Below are 23,777 nucleotides of genomic sequence, written 5' to 3' on the forward strand. Positions count from 1 at the left end.
CTCACCAGCCGGTGCTGTCCCCGGTCAGCTCGCGGATCGCCGGGCGCGCCGCGTCCAGGACGGTCATGAACCAGGCCGAGAAGGGCCCGGCCTCGTGCCGCTCGGCCAGCTCGGCCGGGGTGACGAAGACGGTGTCGCCGACCTCCTCCGGGTCGGGCCGCAGCGGATCGCGGACCAGCCCGACGAAGAGGTGGTTGTACTCCTGCTCCACCAGGCCCGAGGCGGGGTCCGGGTGGTTGTAGCGGACCGTGCCGGCCTCGCCCAGCAGGGCGGGGGAGACCCCCAGCTCCTCGAAGGTGCGCCGGGCGGCGGCGGCGAACGGCGCCTCGCCCGGGTAGGGGTGGCCGCAGCAGGTGTTGGACCAGACGCCGGGGGAGTGGTACTTGCCCAGGGCCCGCTGCTGGAGCAGCAGGCGGCCCCGCTCGTCGAAGAGGAAGACGGAGAAGGCCCGGTGCAGGCGGCCGGGCGCCTGGTGGGCGGAGAGCTTCTCCGCCGTGCCGATGGTGTTGCCGTCCTCGTCGACCAGTTCGAGCAGAATGACGGCCTCCGGGGAGTCGTCCGACGAGCGGCTCACCGCGGTGGCAGGTGTGATCGGCATACCCATCCTTCGCTTCGGTCCTGAGCGCCCAAGTCTGCCGCACAAATCCGGCGCTCTGGGCACCTGCCGTGCCCAGCGTGCCCGGATCGGACGCTACCCGTCCGCTTCCTGGCGGCCGGTACGCGGTCCGTACCCGCCGGTCAGGAGCGGGCGCGGGGCGGTCCGGGAGGGCGTGGCGCGGCGCGGACCCCTGTCCGCCGGCGGGGCGGAGGCGGCGGATGGCTCCGGCGCACCCCGGCCCGGTCCAGGCGCCCCGGGGGCCCGCCGGGCGACCTGTGACGATCCTGTGACATCCCCCGGGCCGCTTCCGGGGCTCAGTGGCAGAGCCCCGCCTCGTGCGGCGCGTGGCCCGAAGGTTCCAGCTGGAAGGTGCAGTGCTCCACGTCGAAGTGGCCGCCCAGGCACTCCTGGAGTTCGTGCAGCAGCTTCTCGTGGGCGGCGGCGTCCAGCTGGTCCGCCTCGACGACCACGTGCGCGGAGAGGACCGGCATGCCCGAGGTGATGGTCCAGGCGTGCAGGTCGTGCACGCCGACCACGCCGGGCAGCTCCTCCATGTGGCGCCGCACCTCCGCCATGTCGACGCCCTTGGGCGCCGCCTCCAGCAGGATGTCGAGCGTCTCCCGCAGCAGCCGCAGGGTGCGCGGCACGATCATCGCGCCGATCAGCAGCGAGGCGATCGGGTCGGCCGCCTGCCAGCCGGTGGCCATGATGACCAGGGCCGAGAGGATGACCGCCACCGAGCCCAGCGCGTCGGCGGCCACCTCCAGGAAGGCGCCGCGCACGTTGAGGCTCTCCCGCTGACCGCGCATCAGCAGCGAGAGCGAGACGACGTTGGCCAGCAGGCCCACCGCGCCGAAGGCCAGCGCCAGCGGCCCCGAGGTCTCGGCCGGGGTGAAGAAGAACCGCTCCACCGCCTCGTAGACCACGTAGCCGCCGACGCCGAGGAGCAGGAGGCAGTTGGCGAGCGCCGCGAGTATCTCCGCGCGGGCGAAGCCGAAGGTGCGCTTCTCGCTCGGCGGGCGGCCCGCGAAGTGGATGGCGAGCAGTGCCATGCCCAGGCCCAGCGCGTCGGTCGCCATGTGGGCGGCGTCGGCGACCAGGGCCAGCGAGTCGGCCAGCAGACCGCCGACGATCTCCGCCACCATCACGAAGAGCGTGATGCCCAGCGCGATCCGCAGCCTGCCCCGGTGGGCCGAGGCGGCCGTCCCGGTGGCGGGACCGTGTGTGTGCCCGTGATCGTGCCCAGCCCCCATGGGACGTGTCCTTTGCCTCGTCGGTCGCTTCGTCAGTGGCGTCGGCCGACCACAGTGAACTACGGGTGGGGGGTATCCGGCAACACGGCGCTGAATACCGTTGTCATTCCCCCTGACCTGCGGAAACGCGGTGCAGGTCAGCGCCTCGCAGGGCTCCTGGAGGCCCTGGTCGACCCGTTCGGGGAGCCCCTGCCGCCGCCTGGCGGAATCGTGCCTTCCGGCCGGTGTGCGGAGAGAACGGGCGAAGGTGACCGAAGCGGGGCCATGCGTCGCGACCAGCGGCGGAAGGCGGGACGCGGTTTGTCGGCCGGGCAGTTGATCGACCATGATGGCGGCGGCCCCGCGCCGCGCCCCCCGTCCCGGGGAAGCCGCGTGCGCCCGGCCACGCCCGCCCTGCGCGCCCCCGCACGGGATGCGAACAGGTACCGAACGGGCGGTGAACGCGGGCTCCCCGCCGTCCGATAGCCTCAGCCGACGTGCCGCCAGGCCGTTGTCACAGGCACCCGAGCTGTCCGGCGCGGACCGCACCGGCACCCAAGGAGTGAGTTCGTCTGTCGACCGCCATCGTCACCGGTCAGCCGGTCCCCGGGTCGCCGATCGAGGGCGAACTGCGGACGCTGGGCTTCGACGTGCGGACCGCCTCCGACGCCGCCGAGGCAGCCGCCCTGCTCCGTACCGTGCCCACCGGCCGCGTCGCCCTGGTCGACGCCGGCTTCGTCGGCCACCTCCACGCCCTGCGCCTGGGCCTGACCGACCCCCGCTTCCCGGCCGGTGCCGTCCCCGGCGCCGTCACCGTGCAGGACGCCTCCCGCGCCGCCCTCACCCGGGCCCTGGAGGCCGAGGCCGGCCGGCCCGCCCCCGGCGGCGCCGCGGTGCGCACCGGCACCGGGCTGCCCGACCGGCTGGCCGGCGCCCTGCAGGCCGAGGGCGTCGCCGTCCACCGGCCCGAGCTCGGCGCCCTCGTCGCCCGGGTCCCGCTCGCCCCGCAGGAGCGCAGCGAGGCCCGCCAGGCCGTCGCCGCCGTCGACGACGAGGCGATCCGGCTGCGGACCGCCGTCAAGTCCCGCGACGGCTTCTTCACCACGTACTGCATCAGCCCCTACTCGCGGTACCTGGCCCGCTGGTGCGCCCGGCGCGGCCTCACCCCCAACCAGGTGACCACCGCCTCGCTGGTCACCGCGCTGATCGCGGCCGGCTGCGCGGCCACCGGCACCCGGGCCGGCTTCGTCGCCGCCGGGCTGCTCCTCCTCTTCTCCTTCGTACTGGACTGCACCGACGGCCAGCTCGCCCGCTACTCCCTCCAGTACTCCACCCTCGGCGCGTGGCTCGACGCCACCTTCGACCGGGCCAAGGAGTACGCGTACTACGCCGGGCTCGCCCTCGGCGCGGCGCGCGGCGGGGACGACGTGTGGGCGCTGGCGCTCGGCGCGATGGTCCTCCAGACCTGCCGGCACGTCGTGGACTTCTCCTTCAACGAGGCCAACCACGACGCCGAGGCCAACACCAGCCCCACCGCCGCCCTCTCCGGCCGCCTCGACAGCGTCGGCTGGACCGTGTGGCTGCGCCGCATGATCGTGCTGCCCATCGGGGAGCGCTGGGCGCTGATCGCGGTCCTCACCGCCGTCACCACGCCCCGCATCACCTTCGTCGTGCTGCTGATCGGCTGCGCCCTGGCCGCCGCCTACACCACCGCCGGCCGCCTGCTGCGCTCGCTGACCCGCAAGGCCGAGCGCACCGACCGGGCCGCCCAGGCCCTCGCCGACCTCGCCGACAGCGGCCCGCTCGCCGAGGCGCTGAGCCCGCGCCTGCGCCCCTTCGCCAAGCTCCCCGCACCGGCGGTGGCGGCCCTCGGCGGCGTGATCCTCGTCGCGGTGACCGCCCTCACCCCGGCCGGTTCCGCCGGCCCGCTGCTCGGCGCCGTCGTCTACGTGCTCTGCTCCTCGCTCGCCGTCTCCCGGCCGCTCACCGGCGCCCTGGACTGGCTCGTGCCGCCCTTCTTCCGGGCCGCCGAGTACGGCGTGATCCTGCTGCTGGCCGCCCGTGCCGACGACTCCGGAGCCCTTCCGGCGGCCTTCGGGCTGGTCGCGGCGGTCGCCTACCATCACTACGACACGGTCTACCGCATCCGCGGTGGCAGCGGCGCGCCGCCCCGCGCGCTGGTCCGCGCAACCGGCGGGCACGAGGGCCGCGTCCTCCTCGTCACGGCCGCCTCGCTGCTGGCCCCCTCAGGTTTCACCGTCGCGCTCACGGTTCTCGCCGTGGCCGTGGCACTCGTGGTGCTCGCCGAGAGCATCCGCTTCTGGGTCTCCGCCGGAGCACCCGCCGTACACGATGAAGGAGAACCCGCATGATCGGCCTTGTGCTGGCGGCCGGCGCCGGACGGCGTCTGCGTCCCTACACCGACACCCTGCCCAAGGCCCTGGTGCCGGTGGGGCCCGAGGGCGACGAGGAGAGCCTGACCGTCCTCGACCTCACCCTCGGCAACTTCGCCGAGATCGGCCTGGAGGAGGTCGGCGTCATCGTCGGCTACCGCAAGGAGGCCGTCTACGAGCGCAAGGCCGCGCTGGAGGCCAAGTACGGCCTGAAGATCACGCTGATCGACAACGACAAGGCCGAGGAGTGGAACAACGCCTACTCCCTGTGGTGCGGCCGTGACGCCCTCAAGGACGGCGTGATCCTCGCCAACGGCGACACCGTCCACCCGGTCTCCGTCGAGAAGACGCTGCTCGCCGCCCGCGGCAACGGCCAGAAGATCATCCTCGCCCTCGACACGGTGAAGAACCTCGCCGACGAGGAGATGAAGGTCGTCGTCGACCCCGACAAGGGCGTCCAGCGCATCACCAAGCTGATGGACCCCGCCGAGGCCACCGGCGAGTACATCGGCGTCACCCTCATCGAGGGCGAGGCGGCCGAGGAGCTGGCCGACGCGCTGCGCACCACCTTCGAGCGCGACCCGCAGCTGTACTACGAGGACGGCTACCAGGAGCTCGTCAACCGCGGCTTCAAGATCGACGTGGCGCCCATCGGCGAGGTCAGCTGGGTCGAGATCGACAACCACGAGGACCTCGCCAAGGGCAGGGAGATCGCGTGCCGGTACTGACGCGCCTGATCCCCTCGCCCCTCGTCGTCGACATCCGGCGCGGCGCCCTCAACGATCTCGCCTCGGTCCTCGCCGACCAGCGGATCTCCTCCTCCGGCAAGCTCGCGATAGCGATCAGCGGAGGCTCGGGCGCCCGCCTGCGCGAGCGGCTCTCCCCGGCCCTGCCCGGGGCGAGCTGGTACGAGGTGGGCGGCGGCACCCTGGACGACGCGGTCAAGCTGGCCGACGCCATGAAGTCGGGCCGCTACGACGCGGTCGTCGGCCTCGGCGGCGGCAAGATCATCGACTGCGCCAAGTTCGCCGCGGCCCGCATCGGCCTGCCGCTGGTCGCCGTCGCGACCAACCTGTCGCACGACGGCCTCTGCTCGCCGGTCGCCACCCTCGACAACGACGCGGGCCGGGGATCGTACGGGGTGCCCAACCCCATCGGCGTCGTCATCGACCTGGACATCATCCGTGAGGCCCCGGCGCGGTTCGTGCGCTCGGGCATCGGGGACGCCCTGTCGAACATCTCCGCCGTCGCGGACTGGGAGCTGTCAGCCCGGGTCCGCGGCGAGGACATCGACGGTCTGGCGGCCGCCATGGCCCGCCAGGCCGGCGAGGCGGTGCTCCGCCACCCGGGGGACGTCGGCGACGACGGCTTCCTCCAGGTCCTGGCCGAAGGACTGGTGCTCACCGGCATCTCCATGTCGGTGGCGGGCGACAGCCGCCCCGCCTCCGGCGCCTGCCACGAGATCAACCACGCCTTCGACCTGCTCTTCCCCAAGCGCGCGGCCAGCCACGGCGAGCAGTGCGGCATGGGGGCGGCCTTCGCGATGCACCTGCGCGGTGCTCCCGCGGAGTCGGCGCAGATGGCCGAGGTCCTCAGGCGGCACGGGCTGCCCGTGGTGCCGGTGGACATCGGTTTCACCGTGGACGAGTTCGTCCAGGTCGTGGAGTTCGCTCCGCAGACCCGGCCGGGCCGGTACACGATCCTGGAGCACCTCAACCTCTCCACCGACCAGATCAAGGACGCTTACGCCGACTATGCCAAGGCCATCGGTAGCTGAACTCCGCCCGGTCGTGCACCCCGCCGGGGTGAAGGACCGGCGCAGCGGTGAGCACTGGGCGGGACGCCTGTACATGCGGGAGATCTCGCTGCGGGTCGACCGGTACGTGGTGCCCACCCGCATCACGCCCAACCAGCTGACCTACCTGATGACGGTCTTCGGCGTGCTGGCCTGCCCGGCGCTGCTGGTGCCGGGCATCTGGGGCGCCCTCCTGGGCGCCCTGATGGTCCAGCTGTACCTGCTGCTGGACTGCGTGGACGGCGAGGTCGCCCGCTGGAAGAAGCAGTTCTCCCTCGGCGGTGTCTACCTGGACCGCGTCGGCGCCTACCTGTGCGACGCCGCGGTCCTGGTCGGCCTCGGCCTGCGCGGCGCCGACCTGTGGGGGAGCGGCCGGATCGACTGGCTCTGGGCCTTCCTCGGCACCCTGGCGGCGCTCGGCGCGATCCTGATCAAGGCCGAGACCGACCTGGTCGGCGTCGCCCGGCACCAGGGCGGGCTGCCGCCGGTCAAGGAGGCGGCCTCCGAGCCGCGCTCCTCCAAGGTGGCCTTCGCCCGTAAGGCCGCGGCCGCGCTCAAGTTCCACCGCCTGGTCCTCGGCATCGAGGCCTCGCTGCTGATCATCGTCCTCGCGGTGGCCGACCAGATCCGCGGCGACCTCTTCTTCACCCGCCTGGGCATCGCCGTCCTGGCCGGCATCGCCCTGCTGCAGACCCTTCTGCACCTGGTGTCCATCCTCGTGTCGAGCAGGCTGAGGTGACCGCCGTGAACAGCACCTCCCCGACGGTCGGCGCCGTCATCATCACCATGGGCAACCGGCCCGAGGAACTGCGCGCGCTCATCGACTCGGTCGCCAAGCAGGACGGCGACCCGGTCCAGATCGCCGTGGTCGGCAACGGCTCGCCGGTGCCGGAGGTCCCCGAGGGCGTCCGCACCACCGAGCTGCCTGAGAACCTCGGCATTCCCGGCGGGCGGAACGTCGGCATCGAGATGTTCGGCCCCGCCGGACGCGAGGTCGACATCCTGCTGTTCCTGGACGACGACGGGCTCCTCGCGCGCACCGACACCGCCGAGCTGTGCCGCGAGGCGTTCACCGCCGACCCGGAGCTGGGCATCGTCTCCTTCCGCATCGCCGACCCGGACACGGGGGAGACCCAGCGGCGCCACGTCCCCCGGCTCCGTGCCTCGGACCCGATGCGCTCCTCGCGGGTGACGACCTTCCTCGGCGGCGCCAACGCCGTCCGCACCCGGGTCTTCGCCGACGCGGGGCTGCTGCCCGCCGACTTCTTCTACGCCCACGAGGAGACCGACCTCGCCTGGCGGGCGCTGAACGCCGGGTGGCAGATCGACTACCGCTCCGACATGGTGCTGTACCACCCGACCACCGCCCCCTCCCGGCACGCGGTCTACCACCGCATGGTGGCCCGCAACCGGGTCTGGCTGGCCCGCCGCAACCTGCCCCTCCCGCTGGTCCCGGTCTACCTCGGGGTCTGGCTGCTGCTCACCCTGCTGCGGCGCCCCTCGGGGGCCGCGCTGAAGGCGTGGTTCGGCGGGTTCAAGGAGGGCTGGACCTCCTCCGCGGGGCCCCGGCGGCCCATGAAGTGGCGCACTGTGTGGCGGCTCACCCGGCTGGGCCGACCTCCCGTCATCTGACAAGCTCGGGTCTGAGACCATTCGGCCCGTACCGGTCCCCGACCGCGGACCACCCCCGTGCCGCCCGGTGCTGCCAGGGGTTCCGGCGGTGCATCCCGAAGACGAAAGTTTCCCCTTGTGAGTGAGACAACGCAGGACGGTGGTGTCGCGGTGAGTGCTGCTCCGCCCTCCCCCGACGACGGGCTCTCCCCGGCCCAGCTCGCGGAGAAGTACGGTCTGTCGGTCAGCGGGGCACGGCCCGGCCTGCTCGCCTACGTCAAGCAGCTCTGGGGCCGCCGCCACTTCATCGTCGCCTTCTCGCAGGCCAAGCTCACCGCCCAGTACAGCCAGGCGAAGCTCGGCCAGCTGTGGCAGGTGGTGACGCCGCTGCTGAACGCGGCGGTCTACTTCTTCATCTTCGGCGTGCTGCTGGATGCCAAGCGGGGCATCCCGGAGCACGTGTACGTGCCCTTCCTGGTGACCGGCGTCTTCGTCTTCACCTTCACCCAGAGCTCGGTCATGTCCGGGGTGCGCTCCATCTCGGGCAACCTCGGCCTGGTCCGGGCCCTGCACTTCCCCCGGGCCTCGCTGCCGATCTCCTTCTCGCTCCAGCAGCTCCAGCAGCTGCTCTTCTCGATGATCGTGCTGGTCGCGATCGTCATGGGCTTCGGTTCGTACCCCACTTGGTCGTGGCTGCTGGTCCTGCCGGCGCTGGCGCTCCAGTTCGTCTTCAACACCGGTCTCGCGCTGATCTTTGCCCGGCTGGGCAGCAAGACCCCGGACCTCGCCCAGCTCATGCCGTTCGTCATGCGCACCTGGATGTACGCCTCGGGCGTCATGTTCTCCATCCCGGTGATGCTGGCCCGCAACGACCGGCTGCCGCACTGGCTGAGCGACGTCCTCCAGTGGAACCCGGCCGCCATCTACATGGACCTGGTCCGCTTCGCCCTGATCGACGACTACACCGCCAAGTACCTGCCCGCCCACGTCTGGGCCATCGCCCTGGGCTGGGCGCTGGTCGCGGGCGTCGCCGGATTCGTCTACTTCTGGAAGTCGGAGGAGCGCTATGGCCGAGGCTGACGTGGACCAGGGCGCCCCGGGCGGCCCCCGCACCCCCACGGTGATCGCGGACGACCTGCACATCGTCTACCGGGTCAACGGCACCAAGGGCGGCAAGGGCAGTGCCACCGCCGCCCTCAGCCGCATCCTCAAGCGCGGCGAGGAGCGCGGCGTCCGCAAGGTGCACGCCGTGCGCGGGGTCAGCTTCACCGCGTACCGGGGCGAGGCGATCGGGCTGATCGGCTCCAACGGCTCGGGCAAGTCGACGCTGCTCAAGGCGGTCGCCGGCCTGCTGCCCGCGGAGAGCGGCAAGGTCTACACCGACGGCCAGCCCTCGCTCCTCGGCGTCAACGCGGCGCTGATGAACGACCTGACCGGCGAGCGGAACGTGATGCTCGGCGGCCTCGCGATGGGCATGACCCGCGAGCAGATCAGGGAGCGCTACCAGGGCATCGTCGACTTCTCCGGGATCAACGAGAAGGGCGACTTCATCACCCTGCCGATGCGCACCTACTCCTCGGGCATGGCGGCCCGGCTGCGGTTCTCCATCGCCGCCGCCAAGGACCATGACGTCCTCATGATCGACGAGGCGCTGGCCACCGGTGACAAGAAGTTCCAGAAGCGCTCCGAGGCGCGCATCAGGGAGCTGCGCAAGGAGGCCGGCACGGTCTTCCTGGTCAGCCACAACAACAAGTCCATCCGGGACACCTGTGACCGGGTGATCTGGCTGGAACACGGTGAGCTGCGGCTGGACGGCCCGACGGCCGAGGTCCTCAAGGAGTACGAGAAGTTCACCAGCAAGTAGCGACGGGCCCGCGACGGCGGGCACGGCGTGCAAGGGGGCCCCGGCGTGCGGAGGGGCCTGTTCCGCGGCACGGGAACTCGGCGGGCCGGCGGGGAGTTGCCCAGGTTGGGGGGCGCGCTGTGACCTGGCGAACACCCCGGCGCACCACGGGCGCGCGTGCCGCGTAAGCTGTACCGGTGCTGATTCGCGTGAGTTGCGGCGATATGGCACCCGTCTCCCGAAGTCGAACAGATGGCGATCACCGCCATGGCGGGCGGCGTGTCCGAAAAGGGATGTTTTGGGTCGGCAGTGTAGAACGGGAGATGTGACGGCAATGGCTACGGGTGATCTCCGGCTCCACGCGGCTTGTGCCGTTCCGGCGCGGGGCAGCCGGCGATGACCGCACCGGGCAGGGCGCAGCACGGCGCCCCGGTACGCGCCACCCTCGACAAGGCCGCCGCGGAGAACTTCCCCGTGGCCCCCTTCTTCGTCCCGCGCCCCTGGCGCCGGGGCCTGATGGCCGTCTACGGCTACGCCCGCCTCGTCGACGACATCGGCGACGGCGACCTCACCCCCGGCGGCGCCGACGCCCGCCTCCTCGGCGTCGAGGGGAGCGCGGCAGAGGACCGCCTCACCCTGCTGGACGCCCTGGAGGCCGACCTCGCCCGGGTCTTCGCCACCACCGGACCCGGCCCCGCCCACCCGCTGGTCGCCGCCCTGCGCCCGGTGGTCCGCGCCCACGGCCTCACCCCCGAACCCTTCCGTGCCCTGATCCAGGCCAACCGCCAGGACCAGCTGGTCACCCGGTACGAGACCTGGGACGACCTCGCCGCGTACTGCGAGCTGTCCGCCAACCCGGTCGGCCACCTCGTCCTCGGCCTCACCGGCACCCTGACGCCCGAGCGCGTGCGCCGCTCGGACGCCGTCTGCACCGGTCTGCAGATCGTCGAGCACCTCCAGGACGTCGCCGAGGACCTCGCCCGGGACCGGATCTACCTGCCCGCCGAGGACCTCAAACGCTTCCGCGTCGAGGAGAGCGACCTCGCCGCCCCCACCGCCTCCGCCTCCCTGCGCGCGCTCGTCGCCTACGAGGCGTCGCGCGCCGGGGAGCTGCTGGCCGAGGGCGGCCCGCTGATCGCGAGCGTGCACGGCCGGCTGCGGCTGCTGCTCGCCGGCTTCGTCGGCGGCGGCCGGGCGGCCCTGGCCGCGGTCACCGACGCCGGGTACGACGTCCTGCCCGGCCCGCCGAGGCCCACCAAGCCCAGGCTCCTGCGCGAGGTGGGAGCGGCCCTGCGAGGAGAGAGGTGAGCCCGACCGTGGAGGACAGCATCTCCCTGCCCGCACCGGTCCTCGCCGCGTACAGCTACTGCGAGACCGTCACCGGGTCCGAGGCCCGTAACTTCGCCTACGGCATCCGGCTGCTGCCGGTCGCCGAGCGCCGCGCGATGTCCGCGCTCTACGCCTTCTCGCGGCGGGTGGACGACATCGGCGACGGCACGCTGGCGCCCGAGGTGAAGGCGGACCGGCTCGGCGCCACCCGCGACATCCTCGACCGCATCCGCGACGGCAAGGTCGACGAGGACGACACCGACCCCGTCGCCGTGGCCCTCGCCGACGCCGCCCGCCGCTTCCCCATCCCGCTCGGCGGCCTCGACGAGCTGATCGACGGCGTCCTCATGGACGTCAAGGGCGTCACCTACGAGACCTGGGACGACCTCAAGCTCTACTGCCGCTGCGTAGCCGGAGCCATCGGCCGGCTCTCGCTCGGCATCTTCGGCCCCGCCCCAGCCCCCGGCGCCCCGCAGACCGAGAAGGCCGCCGAGTACGCCGACACCCTCGGCCTCGCCCTCCAGCTCACCAACATCCTCCGCGACGTCCGCGAGGACGCCGGCAACGGCCGCACCTACCTGCCCGCCGACGACCTCGCCAAGTTCGGCTGCTCCGACGGCTTCGACGGGCCCCACCCGCCCGCCGGGTCGGACTTCCCCGGCCTGGTCCACTTCGAGGTCCGCCGCGCCCGCGCCCTGTTCGCCGAGGGGTACCGGCTGCTGCCGATGCTCGACCGCCGCAGCGGCGCCTGCGTCGCCGCCATGGCCGGGATCTACCGGCGCCTGCTCGACCGCATCGAGCGCGACCCGCTGGCCGTCCTGCGCGGCCGCGTCTCCCTCCCCGGCCACGAGAAGGCGTACGTCGCCGTGCGCGGCCTCTCCGGCTTCGACGCCCGGCAGATCGGCCGCCAGGCCGGACGGAGGCGGGCATGACCACCGCCGCCGCCCGGGAGGCGGTCGTCGTCGGCGGGGGCCTCGCCGGCACCGCCGCCGCCCTCGCCCTCGCCGACGCGGGAGTGCGCGTCACCCTCCTGGAGGGCCGCCCCCGCCTCGGCGGCCTCGCCTTCTCCTTCCAGCGCGGCGGCCTCACCGTCGACAACGGCCAGCACGTCTACCTGCGCTGCTGCACCGCCTACCGCTGGTTCCTCGACCGGGTCGACGGCGCCGCCCTCGCCCCCGTCCAGGACCGCCTCGACGTCCCCGTCCTCGACGCCGGCCGCGGGCGCCTCGGCAGGCTGCGGCGCAACGCCCTGCCCGTCCCTCTCCACCTCGGCCCGAGCCTCGCCCGCTACCCGCACCTGAGCCTCGCCGAGAAGGCCGCCGTCGGCCGCGCCGCGCTCGCCCTGCGCCGCCTCGACCCCGCCGACCCCGCCCTCGACCGGCAGGACTTCGGCAGCTGGCTGCGCCGCCACGGGCAGAGCCCGCGCGCCGTCGCCGCCCTCTGGGACCTCGTCGGCGTCGCCACCCTCAACGCCGTCGCCGACGACGCCTCCCTCGCCCTGGCCGCCAAGGTGTTCAGGACCGGCCTGCTCTCCGACGCCGGCGCCGCCGACATCGGCTGGGCCCACGTCCCGCTCGGCGAACTGCACCACACCCGGGCCCTGACCTCCCTGGACAAGGCGGGCGTACGCACCGTGCTCCGGGCCCGCGTGCGCGGCGTCACGCCCGGCGGCGAGGGCGCCCGCTGGCAGGTGGAGACCGGCGACGAGACGCTCACCGCCGACACCGTCGTCCTCGCCGTCCCCCCGGCCGAGACCCACGAGCTGCTCCCCGGCGGCGCCCTCGACGAGCCGGAGAAGCTCACCCGGATCGGCACCGCCCCCATCATCAACATCCACGTCCTCTACGACCGCAAGGTCGTCCGGCGCCCCTTCTTCACCGCCCTCGACGGGCCGGTGCAGTGGGTCTTCGACCGCACCGAGGCGTCCGGGCTCGACCACGGCCAGTACCTCGCGCTCTCCCAGTCGACCGCCCAGGCCGAGATCGACACCCCCGTCGCCGACCTGCGCGCCCGCTACCTGCCGGAGCTGGAGCGGCTGCTGCCCGCCGCCCGCACCGCCCGCGTCGAGGACTTCTTCGTCACCCGCGAACGCACCGCGACCTTCGCGGCGGTCCCCGGCGTCGGCGCCCTGCGGCCCGGCCCCGCCACCCGCCTGCCCGGCCTGCACCTCGCCGGGGCATGGACCGCCACCGGCTGGCCCGCCACCATGGAGGGCGCCGTACGCAGCGGGCTGAACGCCGCCTCGGACGCCCTCGGGGCGCTCGGCCGGCCCCGGCCCGCCCCCGTCTTCGACGAGGCCGCGTGAGCCGCCCGCCCCGGGCCGCCCCGCCGCGCCCCTGACCCCCTGACCTTCCGTACCGGAGACAAAGGAGCAACTGTGCCGACTGTGCCCACGGCCGACGCGGACCGTGACACCACGGACGTGGCCGCCCTGCTGGAGCGTGGCCGTACCCTCGCCACGCCCGTGCTGAAGGCCGCCATCGAGCGTCTCGCCCCGCCCATGGACACCGTCGCCGCCTACCACTTCGGCTGGATCGACGCCGCGGGCCACCCCGCCGAGGGCGACGGCGGCAAGGCCGTCCGGCCCGCCCTCGCGCTGCTCTCCGCCGAGGCGGCCGGGGCGGCGCCCGAGGCCGGCATCCCCGGCGCGGTCGCCGTGGAGCTGGTCCACAACTTCTCGCTCCTCCACGACGATCTGATGGACGGCGACGAGCAGCGCCGCCACCGCGACACGGTCTGGAAGGTGCACGGCCCGGCCCAGGCCATCCTCGCCGGCGACGCGCTCTTCGCCCTGGCCAACGAGATCCTGCTGGAGCTCGGCACCCTGGAGGCCGGGCGCGCCGCCCGCCGCCTGACCACCGCCAGCCGCGCCCTCATCGACGGCCAGGCCCAGGACATCTCCTACGAGCACCGCGAGCGCGTCAGCGTCGAGGAGTGCCTGGAGATGGAGGGGAACAAGACCGGCGCCCTGCTCGCCTGCGCCGTCTCCATCGGTGCCGTCCTCGGCGGCGCCGACGACCGCACCGCCGACGCCCTGGAGCGGTACGGCTACCACCTCGGCCTCGCCTTCCAGGCCGTCGACGACCTCCTCGGCATCTGGGGCGACCCGGAGGCCACCGGCAAGCAGACCTGGAGCGACCTCAGGCAGCGCAAGAAGTCGCTGCCCGTCGTCGCCGCCCTCGCCGCCGAGGGGCCCGCCGCCGAGCGGCTCGGCTCGCTGCTCGCCGCCGACGCCAAGGCCAACGACTTCGAGAACTTCTCGGAGGACGAGTTCGCCGCCCGCGCCGCCCTCATCGAGGAGGCCGGCGGCCGCGCCTGGACCGAGGCCGAGGCCCGCCGCCAGCACACCGTCGCCATCGAGGCCCTCTCCGGCGTCGGCATGCCCGACCACGTACGCGAGCAGCTCACCGCCCTCGCCGACTTCGTCGTCGTACGGAAGAGATGATCACCATCGCCACGGAACCCGCGACGCGCGACGCCTGCCCGGCCTCGCGCGCCCTTCCCCTGCCCCCGGTCACCGGCAGTAACGGCACCCCCCGCCACATATGACGCGCTGTCGGCGGCCCGCGCCCTGATCCGGCGCGGGCCGACGGCACACCCCCGAGCACACGCAGACCGACCACTGCACCAAGGGGACGCCATGACAGCGACGACCAACGGACCGGCCGGGGCCGCTCCCTCCCGCCCCGCCCCGGCCCGTACCACCGCGGCCACCACCGACACCGCCGCCCTCGACGGGGCCGCCGTCGAGGCCGCCGCGGAGCGGGCCAGGGCCCGCGCCGCCGACCACCTCCTGGGCCTCCAGAGCCCCGAGGGCTGGTGGAAGGGGGACCTCGACACCAACGTCACGATGGACGCCGAGGACCTGCTGCTCCGCCAGTTCCTCGGCATCCGCGACGAGGCCACCACCCGCTCCGCCGCCCTCTTCATCCGCGGCGAACAGCGCGAGGACGGCACCTGGGCCACCTTCCACGGCGGCCCGCCCGACCTCTCCACCACCGTCGAGGCGTACGTCGCGCTGCGGCTCGCCGGGGACAGCCCCGACGCCCCGCACATGACCCGCGCCGCCCACTGGGTCCGCTCCCAGGGCGGCATCGCCGAGGCCCGGGTCTTCACCCGGATCTGGCTCGCCCTCTTCGGCTGGTGGCCCTGGGACCGGCTCCCCGAGCTGCCGCCCGAGCTGATCTTCCTGCCGCCGTGGGCCCCGCTGAACATCTACGACTTCGGCTGCTGGGCCCGGCAGACCATCGTTCCGCTCACCGTCGTCTCCGCCAAGCGCCCGGTGCGCCCCGCCCCGTTCCCCCTGGACGAGCTGCACACCGACCCGGCCGATCCGGCGCCCCGCGCCCGCTTCGCCCCCCTGGCGAGCTGGAACGGCGCCTTCCAGCGGCTGGACCGCGCCCTGCACGCGTACCGCAAGGTCGCCCCCCGCGCCCTGCGCAGGGCCGCCATGGCCACCGCGGGCCGGTGGATCGTCGAGCGGCAGGAGAACGACGGCTGCTGGGGCGGCATCCAGCCGCCGGCCGTCTACTCGATGATCGCCCTGCACCTGCTCGGCTACGACCTCGGACACCCCGTCATGCGGGCCGGCCTGGAGTCCCTGGACCGTTTCACGCTCACCCGCGAGGACGGCTCCCGGATGGTCGAGGCGTGCCAGTCGCCCGTCTGGGACACCTGCCTCGCCACCATCGCGCTGGCCGACGCCGGGGTCCCCGCCGACCACCCGCAGCTGGTCCGCGCCGCCGACTGGATGCTCGACGAGCAGATCGAGCGGCCGGGCGACTGGTCGGTGCGCCGCCCGCACCTGGCCCCCGGCGGCTGGGCCTTCGAGTTCCACAACGACAACTACCCGGACATCGACGACACCGCCGAGGTGGTGCTCGCCCTGCGCCGGGTCCGCCACCCCGACACCGCCCGCATGGAGCGGGCCATCTCGCTGGGGGTGCGCTGGAACCTCGGCATGCAGTCGAAGAACGGCGCCTGGGGCGCCTTCGACGTCGACAACACCAGCTCGCTCCCCAACCGGCTGCCCTTCTGCGACTTCGGCGAGGTCGTCGACCCGCCCTCCGCCGACGTCACCGCACACGTCGTGGAGATGCTGGCCGCCGAAGGACTCGCCGCCGACCCGCGCACCCGCCGCGCCGTCGACTGGCTCCTCGCCGAGCAGGAACCGAGCGGCGCCTGGTTCGGCCGCTGGGGCGTCAACTACCTCTACGGCACCGGCTCGGCCGTCCCCGCCCTGGTCGACGCCGGGCTGCCCACCACCCACCCGGCGATCCGCCGCGCCGTGGCCTGGCTGGAGTCGGTGCAGAACGACGACGGCGGCTGGGGCGAGGACCTGCGCTCCTACCGCGAGCAGGGCCGGATGGCCCGCGGCGCCTCCACCGCCTCCCAGACCGGCTGGGCCCTGATGGCGCTCCTCGCCGCCGGGGAGCGGGAGAGCAGGGCCGCCCGGCGCGGCGTCACCTTCCTGGCCGAGACCCAGCACGAGGACGGCAGCTGGGAGGAGCCGTACTACACCGGTACCGGCTTCCCCTGGGACTTCTCCATCAACTACCACCTGTACCGGCAGGTCTTCCCGCTCACGGCGCTGGGCCGGTACACCCGCGGAGCAGCACCCGAGGGTGCCTGATGACGCGCCCCGCGGCCGCCGGGCCCCTGCCGGGCCCGGCGGCCGGCCCGGCGCCCCTGGTCATCGCCTGCGCCCTCACCATCGAACGGCTCGCCCTGCGCACCGGCACCCGCGCCCCCGCGGACACCCCGACCCGGGTGCTCCGCACCGGCATGGGGCCCGAGGCGGCGGGCCGGGCCGTCGCCGAGGCGCTGCGCGACCCGGCGCTGGCGCGCGCCGGGGTGGTCGCCACCGGGTTCTGCGCGGGCCTGGGCGCGGGCATGCACCCCGGTGACCTGGTGGTCGCCGACGAGGTCCGCGACCCGCGCGGCGTCACCCGTTGCGCCGAGGCCGGCGTACTGGCCGCGGCGGTGGCCCGCGCGGTGCCGGGGCGCACCGTGCACACCGGCCCGCTCACCGGCTGCGACCACGTGGTGCGCGGTGCTGAGCGGGCCCGGCTGCGGTCGCAGGGGGCCGTCGCCGTAGACATGGAGTCCGCCGCCACCCTGTACACCGCCCGGCTGGCCGGACCGCGCCCGGTTGCGGCCGTCCGGGTGGTCGTGGACGCTCCAGAGCATGAGCTGGTCCGGATCGGAACGGTACGCGGTGGAATATCGGCTTTCCGTGTACTCCGTGCCGTGATCCCCGCTTTCTACGAATGGCACCGTTCCTCGCTGCTCCCCCGGAGGTGAGCCAGATGGCCATGCCGCTCCGCCAGACCATCAAGGTGGCGACGTATCTCGCCGAACAGAAGCTGCGCAGGCGGGAGAAGTTCCCGCTCATCGTCGAATTGGAGCCCCTGTTCGCCTGCAACCTCGCCTGTGAGGGGTGCGGCAAGATCCAGCACCCCGCCGGTGTCCTCAAGCAGCGCATGCCGGTCGCCCAGGCCGTCGGCGCGGTCCTGGAGTCGGGGGCGCCGATGGTCTCCATCGCCGGCGGCGAGCCCCTGATGCACCCGCAGATCGACGAGATCGTGAATCAGCTCGTCGCCAAACGCAAGTACGTCTTCCTCTGCACCAACGCCATGCTGATGCGTAAGAAGATGGACAAGTTCACCCCCTCTCCGTACTTCGCGTTCGCCGTGCACATCGACGGGCTGCGGGAGCGGCACGACGAGTCGGTGGCGAAGGAGGGCGTCTTCGACGAGGCCGTCGCGGCGATCAAGGAGGCCAAGCGCCGCGGCTTCCGCGTCACCACCAACTCGACCTTCTTCAACACCGACACCCCGCAGACCATCATCGAGGTGCTCAACTACCTCAACGACGACCTCCAGGTCGACGAGATGATGATCTCGCCCGCCTACGCCTACGAGAAGGCACCCGACCAGGAGCACTTCCTCGGCGTCGAGCAGACCCGCGAGCTGTTCCGCAAGACCTTCGCGGACGGCAACCGCCGCCGCTGGCGTCTCAACCACTCCCCGCTCTTCCTGGACTTCCTGGAGGGCAAGGCGGACTTCGCCTGCACCGCCTGGGCCATCCCCAACTACTCCCTCTTCGGCTGGCAGCGCCCCTGCTACCTGATGAGCGACGGCTACGTCCCCACGTACCGCCAGCTCATCGAGGAGACCGACTGGGAGAAGTACGGCCGGGGCAAGGACCCCCGCTGCGCCAACTGCATGGCGCACTGCGGCTACGAACCGACGGCCGTCCTCGCGACCATGGGCTCCCTCAAGGAGTCGCTGCGCGCCGCCCGCGAGACCGTCACCAGCAACCGCGCCTGACGCCCGCCGGGGCCGGGCGGCACTGAGCCGTCCGGCCCCGCGTGCGTTCCACCGAGAGGGGGACCCACCCATGACCACCGTCGACGGCGGCACACCGGCGACCGGCGCCGGGCCGACGCCCGGCTTCGACCTGCGGCGGCTCCTCGCCGAGCGCGGCGGCGAGCGGTACGCGCTGCACGCCCGCCACCTCAACCCGCAGCTGCCCCGGATGCTCCGCACCCTGGGCTTCGACAAGGTCTACGAGCGCGCCGAGGGCGCCCACTTCTGGGACGCCGAGGGCAACGACCACCTCGACATGCTCGCCGGGTTCGGCGTGATGGGCCTCGGCCGCCACCACCCGGTGATCCGCCAGGCCCTGCACGACGTCCTCGACCTCTCGCTGCCCGACCTCACCCGCTTCGACTGCCCTCCGCTGCCGGGGCTGCTCGCCGAGCGGCTGCTCGCGTACACCCCGCACCTGCACCGGGCCTTCTTCTGCAGCAGCGGCACCGAGGCCGTGGAGACCGCGCTGAAGTTCGCCCGGCGCGCCACCGGCCGCCCCCGCGTCCTGCACTGCGCGCACTCCTTCCACGGCCTGACCACCGGCGCCCTCTCGGTCAACGGCGAGCGCTCCTTCCGCGACGGCTTCGGGCCGCTGCTCCCCGACACCGCCGTCCCCCTCGGCGACCTCGACGCGCTCCGCCGCGAGCTGCGCGCCGGGGACGTGGCCGGCCTGATCGTCGAGCCCGTCCAGGGCAAGGGCGTGCACGCCGCCCCGCCCGGCTACCTGCGCGCCGCCCAGGAACTCCTCCACCGCCACAAGGCGCTGCTCATCGCCGACGAGGTGCAGACCGGCCTCGGCCGCACCGGCGACTTCCACGCCCACCAGCACGAGGACGGCGTCGAGCCCGACCTGGTCTGCCTGGCGAAGGCGCTCTCCGGCGGGTACGTCCCGGTCGGCGCCACGCTCGGCACCGACGAGGTCTTCGCCAAGGTGTACTCCTCGATGGACCGGGTCCTCGTCCACTCGGCGAGCTTCGGCGCCAACGCCCAGGCGATGGCCGCCGGGCTCGCCGTCCTCGACGTCATGGAGCGCGAGGACACGGTGGCCCACGTCCGGCGGGTGGGGGAGCGGCTGCGCTCGCGCCTCGCCGCCCTGGTCCCGCGCTACGAGCTGCTGCACGAGGTGCGCGGGCGCGGCCTGATGATCGGCATCGAGTTCGGGCGGCCCGAGTCGCTGCGGCTGCGCAGCCGGTGGGCGATGCTCCAGGCGGCCCGCAAGGGGCTCTTCGCGCAGATGGTGGTGGCACCGCTGCTGCACCGGCACCGCATCCTCACCCAGGTCTCCGGCGACCACCTCGAAGTCATCAAGCTGATCCCGCCGCTCGTGGTGGACGAGGCGGACGTGGACCGCTTCGTCGACGCGTTCACGCAGGTCATGGACGAGGCACAGGACGGCGGGCTGCTGTGGGAGTTCGGCCGGACCCTGGTCCGGCAGGCGGTGGTCCACCGCTGACGCCCGAGCGGTTTGCCTCTTAGGCAAGAAACTTGTCCCTGAGGCATGAATCTGGCTCAATCGAACCATGACCACCGACCGTCCGGACGACCCGGCCGCGCTCCCCGCCGTCGCGCCCCAGCTGCGTGAGCTGCGGCGCCGCGCCGGTCACACCCTGGAGACCGCGGCCCGTGCCGCCGGACTGTCGGCGGCTCACCTCTCCCGGCTGGAGACCGGGCAGCGCCAGCCCTCGCTGCCGATGCTCCTCGCACTGGCCCGTGTCTACGGTACGACCGTCTCCGCCCTGCTCGGTGAGACGGGTGGCGAACAGCACGCCGTCATCCGGGGCGCCGAGGCCGAACCGGCCCCCGCCGGCGGCTGGACGTACTGGCCCGCCGGCGGGTCCGGGCGCGCCATGCAGGCGCTGCGGGTACGTGTGCCCTACGGCGCGCAGGGCGACATGGTGCGGGTCCACCCCGGCGAGGAGTGGCTGCACGTGCTGCGCGGGCGGCTGCGGCTGCGCCTGGGGGAGAGCGAGCATCTGCTGCACCCCGGCGACGGGGCCCACTTCGACTCGCTCACCCCGCACCGGATCGGCGCCGCCGACGCCGACGGCGCCGAACTCCTCTTCGTCCACACCCTGCTCCAGAGCCCGGGCGCCCCGTGCCTCGGCCCGGGACACCCGAACCCGAAAGGCCCCGCATGAGCGAGCGACCCGAAACCGAGCCCGGCGCCCCCGCCGAGCAGGCTCCCGCCCGGGCCGGCCGGGACATGGAGGAGCGGCTGCCCCCCAGCCTGTGGATCAGGCTCCTGATCTACGTGGTGGTCGGCCACCTCCTGGCCGGCTTCATCTACCTGCTCTTCGAGGTGGGCAGCAAGGCGCAGTGAGCCCCGGGCTCAGTCCAGCAGGCGGCCGTGCAGCCGGTCGCGGAGCTCGGGGGTGAGCCGCAGCCCGTCGGTCAGGTACCGCTCGGTGCCGCCCCAGGTGGCGTCGATGGTCTCGAAGGCCGCCGCGAGGTACTCGGCGCGGGCCTCGAAGAGCGGGCTGAGCAGCTCCATGACCTCGGGCGAGAGCGCGTCGGGGGAGTCGGAGGCCCGGCGTATCCGGTAGCGGCGGTGCTGCGCGTTGGACTCCAGGTAGTCCGCCTCGATCGCCTCGCGGTCCACGCCGAGCGCGAGCAGCGTGACCGCCACCGAGAGCCCCGCCCGGTCCTTGCCGGCCGCGCAGTGCATGAGCGCCGGGACGCTCTCCTCGGCGAGCGAGCGCAGCACCCGGCTGTGCTCGGTGGTGCGCCCGGTGATCATCTCGCGGTACGAGGTGGTCATCCGCAGCGCCGCCTTGCCGTCGCCGAGCAGCGAGCGGAGCTGGGGCAGGTCGCCCTCGCGGACCATCTTCCAGAAGCCCGCGCCGTCGGCCGGGTCGCTCAGCGGGATGTTGACGTTGCGCACCCCGGGCAGCTCGACGTCGAGCCCGTCCAGGGCCCGGTCCGCGCTGTTGCGGAAGTCGAAGACGGTGTGCAGGCCGAGTCCGCTGAGGAAACCCGTGTCGGCCTCGGTGGCGTGGGCGAGGTGGCCGCTGCGGAAGAGCTGCCCGGCACGCACGCGGCGTCCGTCGGCCGTCGGCAGACCACCGACGTCACGGAAGTTCCGCACCCCGGTCAGCTCCGGCTCCGGCATCGACTCCGACCTCGTCGACGGGGACTGCTGCGTCACGTGGGCTCCTCCCGGTCGGCCGCCGCTCGGGTGCGGGCGGGCGCGCCTCGACGATACGACAGGTGTTCGCACCCGGGAACGCCGTGGACGTGCGGGAACGCGCACGCGAGGGGCGCCGGGCGGCACCGCGGGGCGCACGGGAGGAGGCCGCCGGGAGCGGCCACGAGCCCGATGGGTGGCCTGCGCACCTATTCCGCCTTTGGGGGAACCTTGACCGGTGGTGTTTGTCACCCGCGTCAACCCCTTCCTACGGTGGCGTAACTCACTTCACGAGGTGAATGATGTGCCCGTGACAGCAGAGACGACTTCCCCAGCGCCAGATTTCACCTCGTACGCGGCAGTCGGCGACAGCTTCACCGAAGGGGTGGGGGACCCTGGACCCGACGGGGCCTTCGTGGGCTGGGCGGACCGCCTGGCCGTCCTGCTCGCCGACCGGCAGCCCGAACACGCCTTCCGGTACGCCAACCTCGCGGTGCGCGGCAAGCTGCTCGACCAGATCGTCGCCGACCAGGTGCCGAGGGCCCGGGAGCTCTCGCCCGACCTGGTGACCTTCTGCGCCGGCGGCAACGACGTGATCCGCCCCGGCACCGACCCCGACGACCTCGCCGAGCGGTTCGAGAAGGCGGTCACCGCCCTCACCTCGGACGTCGGCACGGTCGTGCTGACCACCGGCTTCGACACCCGCGGGGTGCCGGTCCTCAAGCACCTGCGCGGCAAGGTCGCCACCTACAACGGTCACGTGCGCGCCATCGCCGACCGGTACGGCTGCCCCGTCCTCGACCTCTGGTCGCTGCGCTCCGTGCAGGACCGGCGGGCCTGGGACGCCGACCGGCTGCACCTGTCGGCCGAGGGCCACACCCGGGTCGCGCTGCGCGCCGGGCAGATCCTCGGGGTCGAGGTGCCCGCCGACCCCGACGAGGAGTGGCCGACCCTGCCGCCGCGCACCCCGCTCGACGGCCGCCGCGACGACATCCAGTGGGCCCGCGAGTACCTGGTGCCCTGGATCGGCCGCCGGCTGCGGGGCGTCTCCTCCGGCGACCACGTCAGCGCCAAGCGGCCCGACCTGCTGCCGCTCTGAGCCGGGGCGGACACGGGCGGCCCCACCGGCCATGCCGGCCGCCTTCCGGGGCAGAGGCCAGTGGGGCGGAGCACCGCCCGGGCCGGATCGCCCGGGCGGCGGTTCCTGCCCGACAATGGAACACCTGACCGCTGCTCTGGAGGCACCGTGACCGGAATCCGTACGCCGAACCCCCTGGTCCGCGCCCTGCGGCCGGCCTCGTTCGGCGGTGATCCCGCGGGAGAGCGCCGGCGGCGCATCCTCAGCTCGCCGAACTTCGCGGACGGCTCGTTCCGCAACCCCGACGGCGTCCCGGCCACCCCCTCCGCCGCGACCCCGCGCGACCTGGTCCGCGCCTACCTGAGCAAGGAGGGCCGGGCCCGGCGTGCCCCGGCGGCCCCGATCCCGCTCCACCCCACCACCGTGGCCGACCTCGCCCGGCGGCCCGACGAGGGGCTGCGGCTCACCTGGATGGGCCACTCCAGCGTCCTCGTCGAGATCGACGGGGCGCGCCTGCTCTTCGACCCCGTCTGGGGTGAGCGGTGCTCCCCGTTCGGCTTCGCCGGGCCGCGCCGCCTCCACCCGGCGCCGGTGCCGCTGCGCGCCCTGGAGGCGGTCGACGCCGTGGTCATCTCCCACGACCACTACGACCACCTGGACATGCCGACCATCCGGGCCCTGGTCCGCACCGGCACCGTCTTCGTGGTCCCGCTGGGGGTCGGCGCCCACCTGGAACGGTGGGGCGTCCCCGCCGGGCGGCTGCGCGAGCTGGACTGGCGCGAGGCCACCCAGGTCGCCGGGGTCACCCTGACCGCCACCCCGGCCCGCCACTTCTGCGGGCGGGGCCTGCGCAACCAGCAGCACACGCTCTGGGCCTCCTGGTCGGTCCGGGGCAGCGACCACCGGGTCTTCCACAGCGGCGACACCGGCTACTTCCCCGGCTTCCGGGACATCGGCGCCGAGCACGGTCCCTTCGACGCGACGATGATCCAGATCGGCGCGTACAGCGAGTTCCTGCCGCACAGCCGGGGCGGGGCGACCCGCGACCCGGGCCCCTGGCCCGACATCCACATGACGCCCGACGAGGGGCTGCGCGCCCACCTCGACATCCAGGGCGGCGCGCCGCACGGCGTCCTGCTCCCGATCCACTGGGGCACCTTCAACCTGGCCCTGCACCCCTGGGAGGAACCGGCCGAGCGCACCCTGCTCGCCGCCCACCGCGCGGGCCAGCAGGTCATCACCCCGCTCCCCGGCGAGCCGGTGATCCCGGCGCACGCGCCCGCCGCCGACCCCTGGTGGCGCGCGGTCGCGGCGACGACCCCCGGGGAGGGCTGGGCCGCCTGGCCGCCGGCCGGGGAGCAGCTCGACGCGCTGGACCTGGCGGCCCCCGAGCGCTGAGCC

General features: G+C 73.6%; 22 protein-coding genes. 19 read left to right on the plus strand and 3 right to left on the minus strand.

Going from position 1 to position 23,777, the window contains the following annotated elements; all coding sequences use genetic code 11:
* Position 1: 1 nt before the first annotated feature.
* Positions 2-598, minus strand: a complete 597-nt coding sequence (gene idi, locus IF45_RS0113930; protein ID WP_003952075.1) for an isopentenyl-diphosphate Delta-isomerase — start codon at positions 596-598, stop codon at positions 2-4.
* 314 nt (positions 599-912) lie between these two features.
* Positions 913-1,851 (minus strand): cation diffusion facilitator family transporter, encoded by a 939-nt coding sequence (locus tag IF45_RS0113935; protein ID WP_003952076.1) that lies wholly within the window; start codon positions 1,849-1,851, stop codon positions 913-915.
* Positions 1,852-2,402: 551 nt separating this feature from the next.
* Between IF45_RS0113935 and IF45_RS0113940 the strand changes: the two genes are divergently transcribed.
* From IF45_RS0113940 to IF45_RS32360, 17 genes are all read left to right on the plus strand, one after another.
* Positions 2,403-4,202: a DUF5941 domain-containing protein gene (locus IF45_RS0113940; RefSeq protein WP_003952077.1), complete on the plus strand. Its 1,800-nt coding sequence runs from the start codon at positions 2,403-2,405 to the stop codon at positions 4,200-4,202.
* Positions 4,199-4,951 carry a phosphocholine cytidylyltransferase family protein gene (locus IF45_RS0113945; RefSeq protein WP_003952078.1) on the plus strand — a complete coding sequence of 251 codons (753 nt, stop codon included), beginning with the start codon at positions 4,199-4,201 and terminating at the stop codon, positions 4,949-4,951. Before IF45_RS0113940 ends, IF45_RS0113945 begins: the two co-directional genes overlap by 4 nt.
* Positions 4,939-6,000, plus strand: a complete 1,062-nt coding sequence (locus tag IF45_RS0113950; protein ID WP_030307664.1) for an iron-containing alcohol dehydrogenase family protein — start codon at positions 4,939-4,941, stop codon at positions 5,998-6,000. The genes IF45_RS0113945 and IF45_RS0113950 overlap by 13 nt, the downstream gene beginning before the upstream one ends.
* Positions 5,978-6,757, plus strand: coding sequence for a CDP-alcohol phosphatidyltransferase family protein (locus tag IF45_RS0113955; protein ID WP_008413838.1), 780 nt, complete (start codon positions 5,978-5,980; stop codon positions 6,755-6,757). Before IF45_RS0113950 ends, IF45_RS0113955 begins: the two co-directional genes overlap by 23 nt.
* Positions 6,758-6,804: 47 nt before the next feature.
* Entirely contained in the window at positions 6,805-7,650 is an 846-nt protein-coding gene (locus IF45_RS0113960) for a glycosyltransferase family 2 protein (protein ID WP_044474755.1), read from the plus strand.
* Positions 7,651-7,767: 117 nt separating this feature from the next.
* The gene (locus tag IF45_RS0113965) at positions 7,768-8,709 is read left to right on the plus strand and encodes an ABC transporter permease (RefSeq protein ID WP_003952082.1); all 942 of its coding nucleotides are present in this window, start codon (positions 7,768-7,770) and stop codon (positions 8,707-8,709) included.
* Positions 8,696-9,493 carry an ABC transporter ATP-binding protein gene (locus tag IF45_RS0113970; RefSeq protein WP_008413844.1) on the plus strand — a complete coding sequence of 266 codons (798 nt, stop codon included), beginning with the start codon at positions 8,696-8,698 and terminating at the stop codon, positions 9,491-9,493. Before IF45_RS0113965 ends, IF45_RS0113970 begins: the two co-directional genes overlap by 14 nt.
* Before the next feature lie 375 nt (positions 9,494-9,868).
* Positions 9,869-10,780 carry a squalene synthase HpnC gene (gene hpnC, locus IF45_RS0113975; RefSeq protein WP_030307667.1) on the plus strand — a complete coding sequence of 304 codons (912 nt, stop codon included), beginning with the start codon at positions 9,869-9,871 and terminating at the stop codon, positions 10,778-10,780.
* Positions 10,777-11,733: a presqualene diphosphate synthase HpnD gene (gene hpnD, locus IF45_RS0113980; protein ID WP_030307668.1), complete on the plus strand. Its 957-nt coding sequence runs from the start codon at positions 10,777-10,779 to the stop codon at positions 11,731-11,733. The genes hpnC and hpnD overlap by 4 nt, the downstream gene beginning before the upstream one ends.
* Positions 11,730-13,106, plus strand: coding sequence for a hydroxysqualene dehydroxylase HpnE (gene hpnE, locus IF45_RS0113985; protein WP_015506754.1), 1,377 nt, complete (start codon positions 11,730-11,732; stop codon positions 13,104-13,106). The genes hpnD and hpnE overlap by 4 nt, the downstream gene beginning before the upstream one ends.
* Before the next feature lie 72 nt (positions 13,107-13,178).
* Positions 13,179-14,246: a polyprenyl synthetase family protein gene (locus IF45_RS0113990; protein WP_008406049.1), complete on the plus strand. Its 1,068-nt coding sequence runs from the start codon at positions 13,179-13,181 to the stop codon at positions 14,244-14,246.
* Between the two features lie 195 nt (positions 14,247-14,441).
* Entirely contained in the window at positions 14,442-16,433 is a 1,992-nt protein-coding gene (gene shc / locus IF45_RS0114000; RefSeq protein ID WP_018468909.1) for a squalene--hopene cyclase, read from the plus strand.
* On the plus strand, positions 16,433-17,104 hold the full coding sequence (locus IF45_RS0114005; RefSeq protein ID WP_015506752.1) for a phosphorylase family protein: 672 nt from the start codon (positions 16,433-16,435) through the stop codon (positions 17,102-17,104). The genes shc and IF45_RS0114005 overlap by 1 nt, the downstream gene beginning before the upstream one ends.
* A 5-nt stretch (positions 17,105-17,109) precedes the next feature.
* Positions 17,110-18,132, plus strand: a complete 1,023-nt coding sequence (hpnH, locus tag IF45_RS0114010; RefSeq protein ID WP_008406041.1) for an adenosyl-hopene transferase HpnH — start codon at positions 17,110-17,112, stop codon at positions 18,130-18,132.
* 70 nt (positions 18,133-18,202) lie between these two features.
* The gene (locus tag IF45_RS0114015; RefSeq protein ID WP_008406039.1) at positions 18,203-19,627 is read left to right on the plus strand and encodes an aspartate aminotransferase family protein; all 1,425 of its coding nucleotides are present in this window, start codon (positions 18,203-18,205) and stop codon (positions 19,625-19,627) included.
* A 67-nt stretch (positions 19,628-19,694) separates the two neighbouring features.
* A complete protein-coding gene (locus IF45_RS0114020) occupies positions 19,695-20,312 on the plus strand; it encodes a helix-turn-helix domain-containing protein (protein ID WP_018893332.1) in 618 nt (205 codons plus the stop codon).
* Positions 20,309-20,494: a DUF6126 family protein gene (locus IF45_RS32360; RefSeq protein WP_010640621.1), complete on the plus strand. Its 186-nt coding sequence runs from the start codon at positions 20,309-20,311 to the stop codon at positions 20,492-20,494. Before IF45_RS0114020 ends, IF45_RS32360 begins: the two co-directional genes overlap by 4 nt.
* A gap of 9 nt (positions 20,495-20,503) precedes the next feature.
* Here IF45_RS32360 and IF45_RS0114030 read toward each other — a convergent pair whose 3' ends face one another.
* Complete coding sequence (locus tag IF45_RS0114030) at positions 20,504-21,319, minus strand: tyrosine-protein phosphatase (protein ID WP_003952093.1); 816 nt, start codon at positions 21,317-21,319, stop codon at positions 20,504-20,506.
* A 289-nt stretch (positions 21,320-21,608) separates the two neighbouring features.
* On the opposite strand from IF45_RS0114030, the gene IF45_RS0114035 reads away from it, so the two are divergent.
* Positions 21,609-22,397, plus strand: a complete 789-nt coding sequence (locus IF45_RS0114035) for an SGNH/GDSL hydrolase family protein (RefSeq protein ID WP_030307672.1) — start codon at positions 21,609-21,611, stop codon at positions 22,395-22,397.
* Positions 22,398-22,544: 147 nt separating this feature from the next.
* Entirely contained in the window at positions 22,545-23,774 is a 1,230-nt protein-coding gene (locus IF45_RS0114040) for an MBL fold metallo-hydrolase (protein ID WP_008414654.1), read from the plus strand.
* Positions 23,775-23,777 lie beyond the last annotated feature (3 nt).

The organism is Streptomyces albidoflavus, from assembly GCF_000719955.1.
GTDB lineage: Bacteria > Actinomycetota > Actinomycetes > Streptomycetales > Streptomycetaceae > Streptomyces > Streptomyces albidoflavus.

Bases quoted from the DNA above. Each gene is read 5' to 3' on its own strand.
- IF45_RS0114005 (WP_015506752.1), top strand. From the start codon at position 16,433: ATGACGCGCCCCGCGGCCGCCGGGCCCCTGCCGGGCCCGGCGGCCGGC.
- IF45_RS32360 (WP_010640621.1), top strand. From the start codon at position 20,309: ATGAGCGAGCGACCCGAAACCGAGCCCGGCGCCCCCGCCGAGCAGGCT.
- idi (WP_003952075.1), bottom strand. From the start codon at position 598: ATGCCGATCACACCTGCCACCGCGGTGAGCCGCTCGTCGGACGACTCC.
- shc (WP_018468909.1), top strand. From the start codon at position 14,442: ATGACAGCGACGACCAACGGACCGGCCGGGGCCGCTCCCTCCCGCCCC.
- hpnE (WP_015506754.1), top strand. From the start codon at position 11,730: ATGACCACCGCCGCCGCCCGGGAGGCGGTCGTCGTCGGCGGGGGCCTC.
- IF45_RS0113970 (WP_008413844.1), top strand. From the start codon at position 8,696: ATGGCCGAGGCTGACGTGGACCAGGGCGCCCCGGGCGGCCCCCGCACC.
- IF45_RS0113960 (WP_044474755.1), top strand. From the start codon at position 6,805: ATGGGCAACCGGCCCGAGGAACTGCGCGCGCTCATCGACTCGGTCGCC.
- hpnC (WP_030307667.1), top strand. From the start codon at position 9,869: ATGACCGCACCGGGCAGGGCGCAGCACGGCGCCCCGGTACGCGCCACC.
- hpnH (WP_008406041.1), top strand. From the start codon at position 17,110: ATGGCCATGCCGCTCCGCCAGACCATCAAGGTGGCGACGTATCTCGCC.
- IF45_RS0113955 (WP_008413838.1), top strand. From the start codon at position 5,978: ATGCCAAGGCCATCGGTAGCTGAACTCCGCCCGGTCGTGCACCCCGCC.
- IF45_RS0114020 (WP_018893332.1), top strand. From the start codon at position 19,695: ATGACCACCGACCGTCCGGACGACCCGGCCGCGCTCCCCGCCGTCGCG.
- IF45_RS0113935 (WP_003952076.1), bottom strand. From the start codon at position 1,851: ATGGGGGCTGGGCACGATCACGGGCACACACACGGTCCCGCCACCGGG.
- IF45_RS0114015 (WP_008406039.1), top strand. From the start codon at position 18,203: ATGACCACCGTCGACGGCGGCACACCGGCGACCGGCGCCGGGCCGACG.
- IF45_RS0113945 (WP_003952078.1), top strand. From the start codon at position 4,199: ATGATCGGCCTTGTGCTGGCGGCCGGCGCCGGACGGCGTCTGCGTCCC.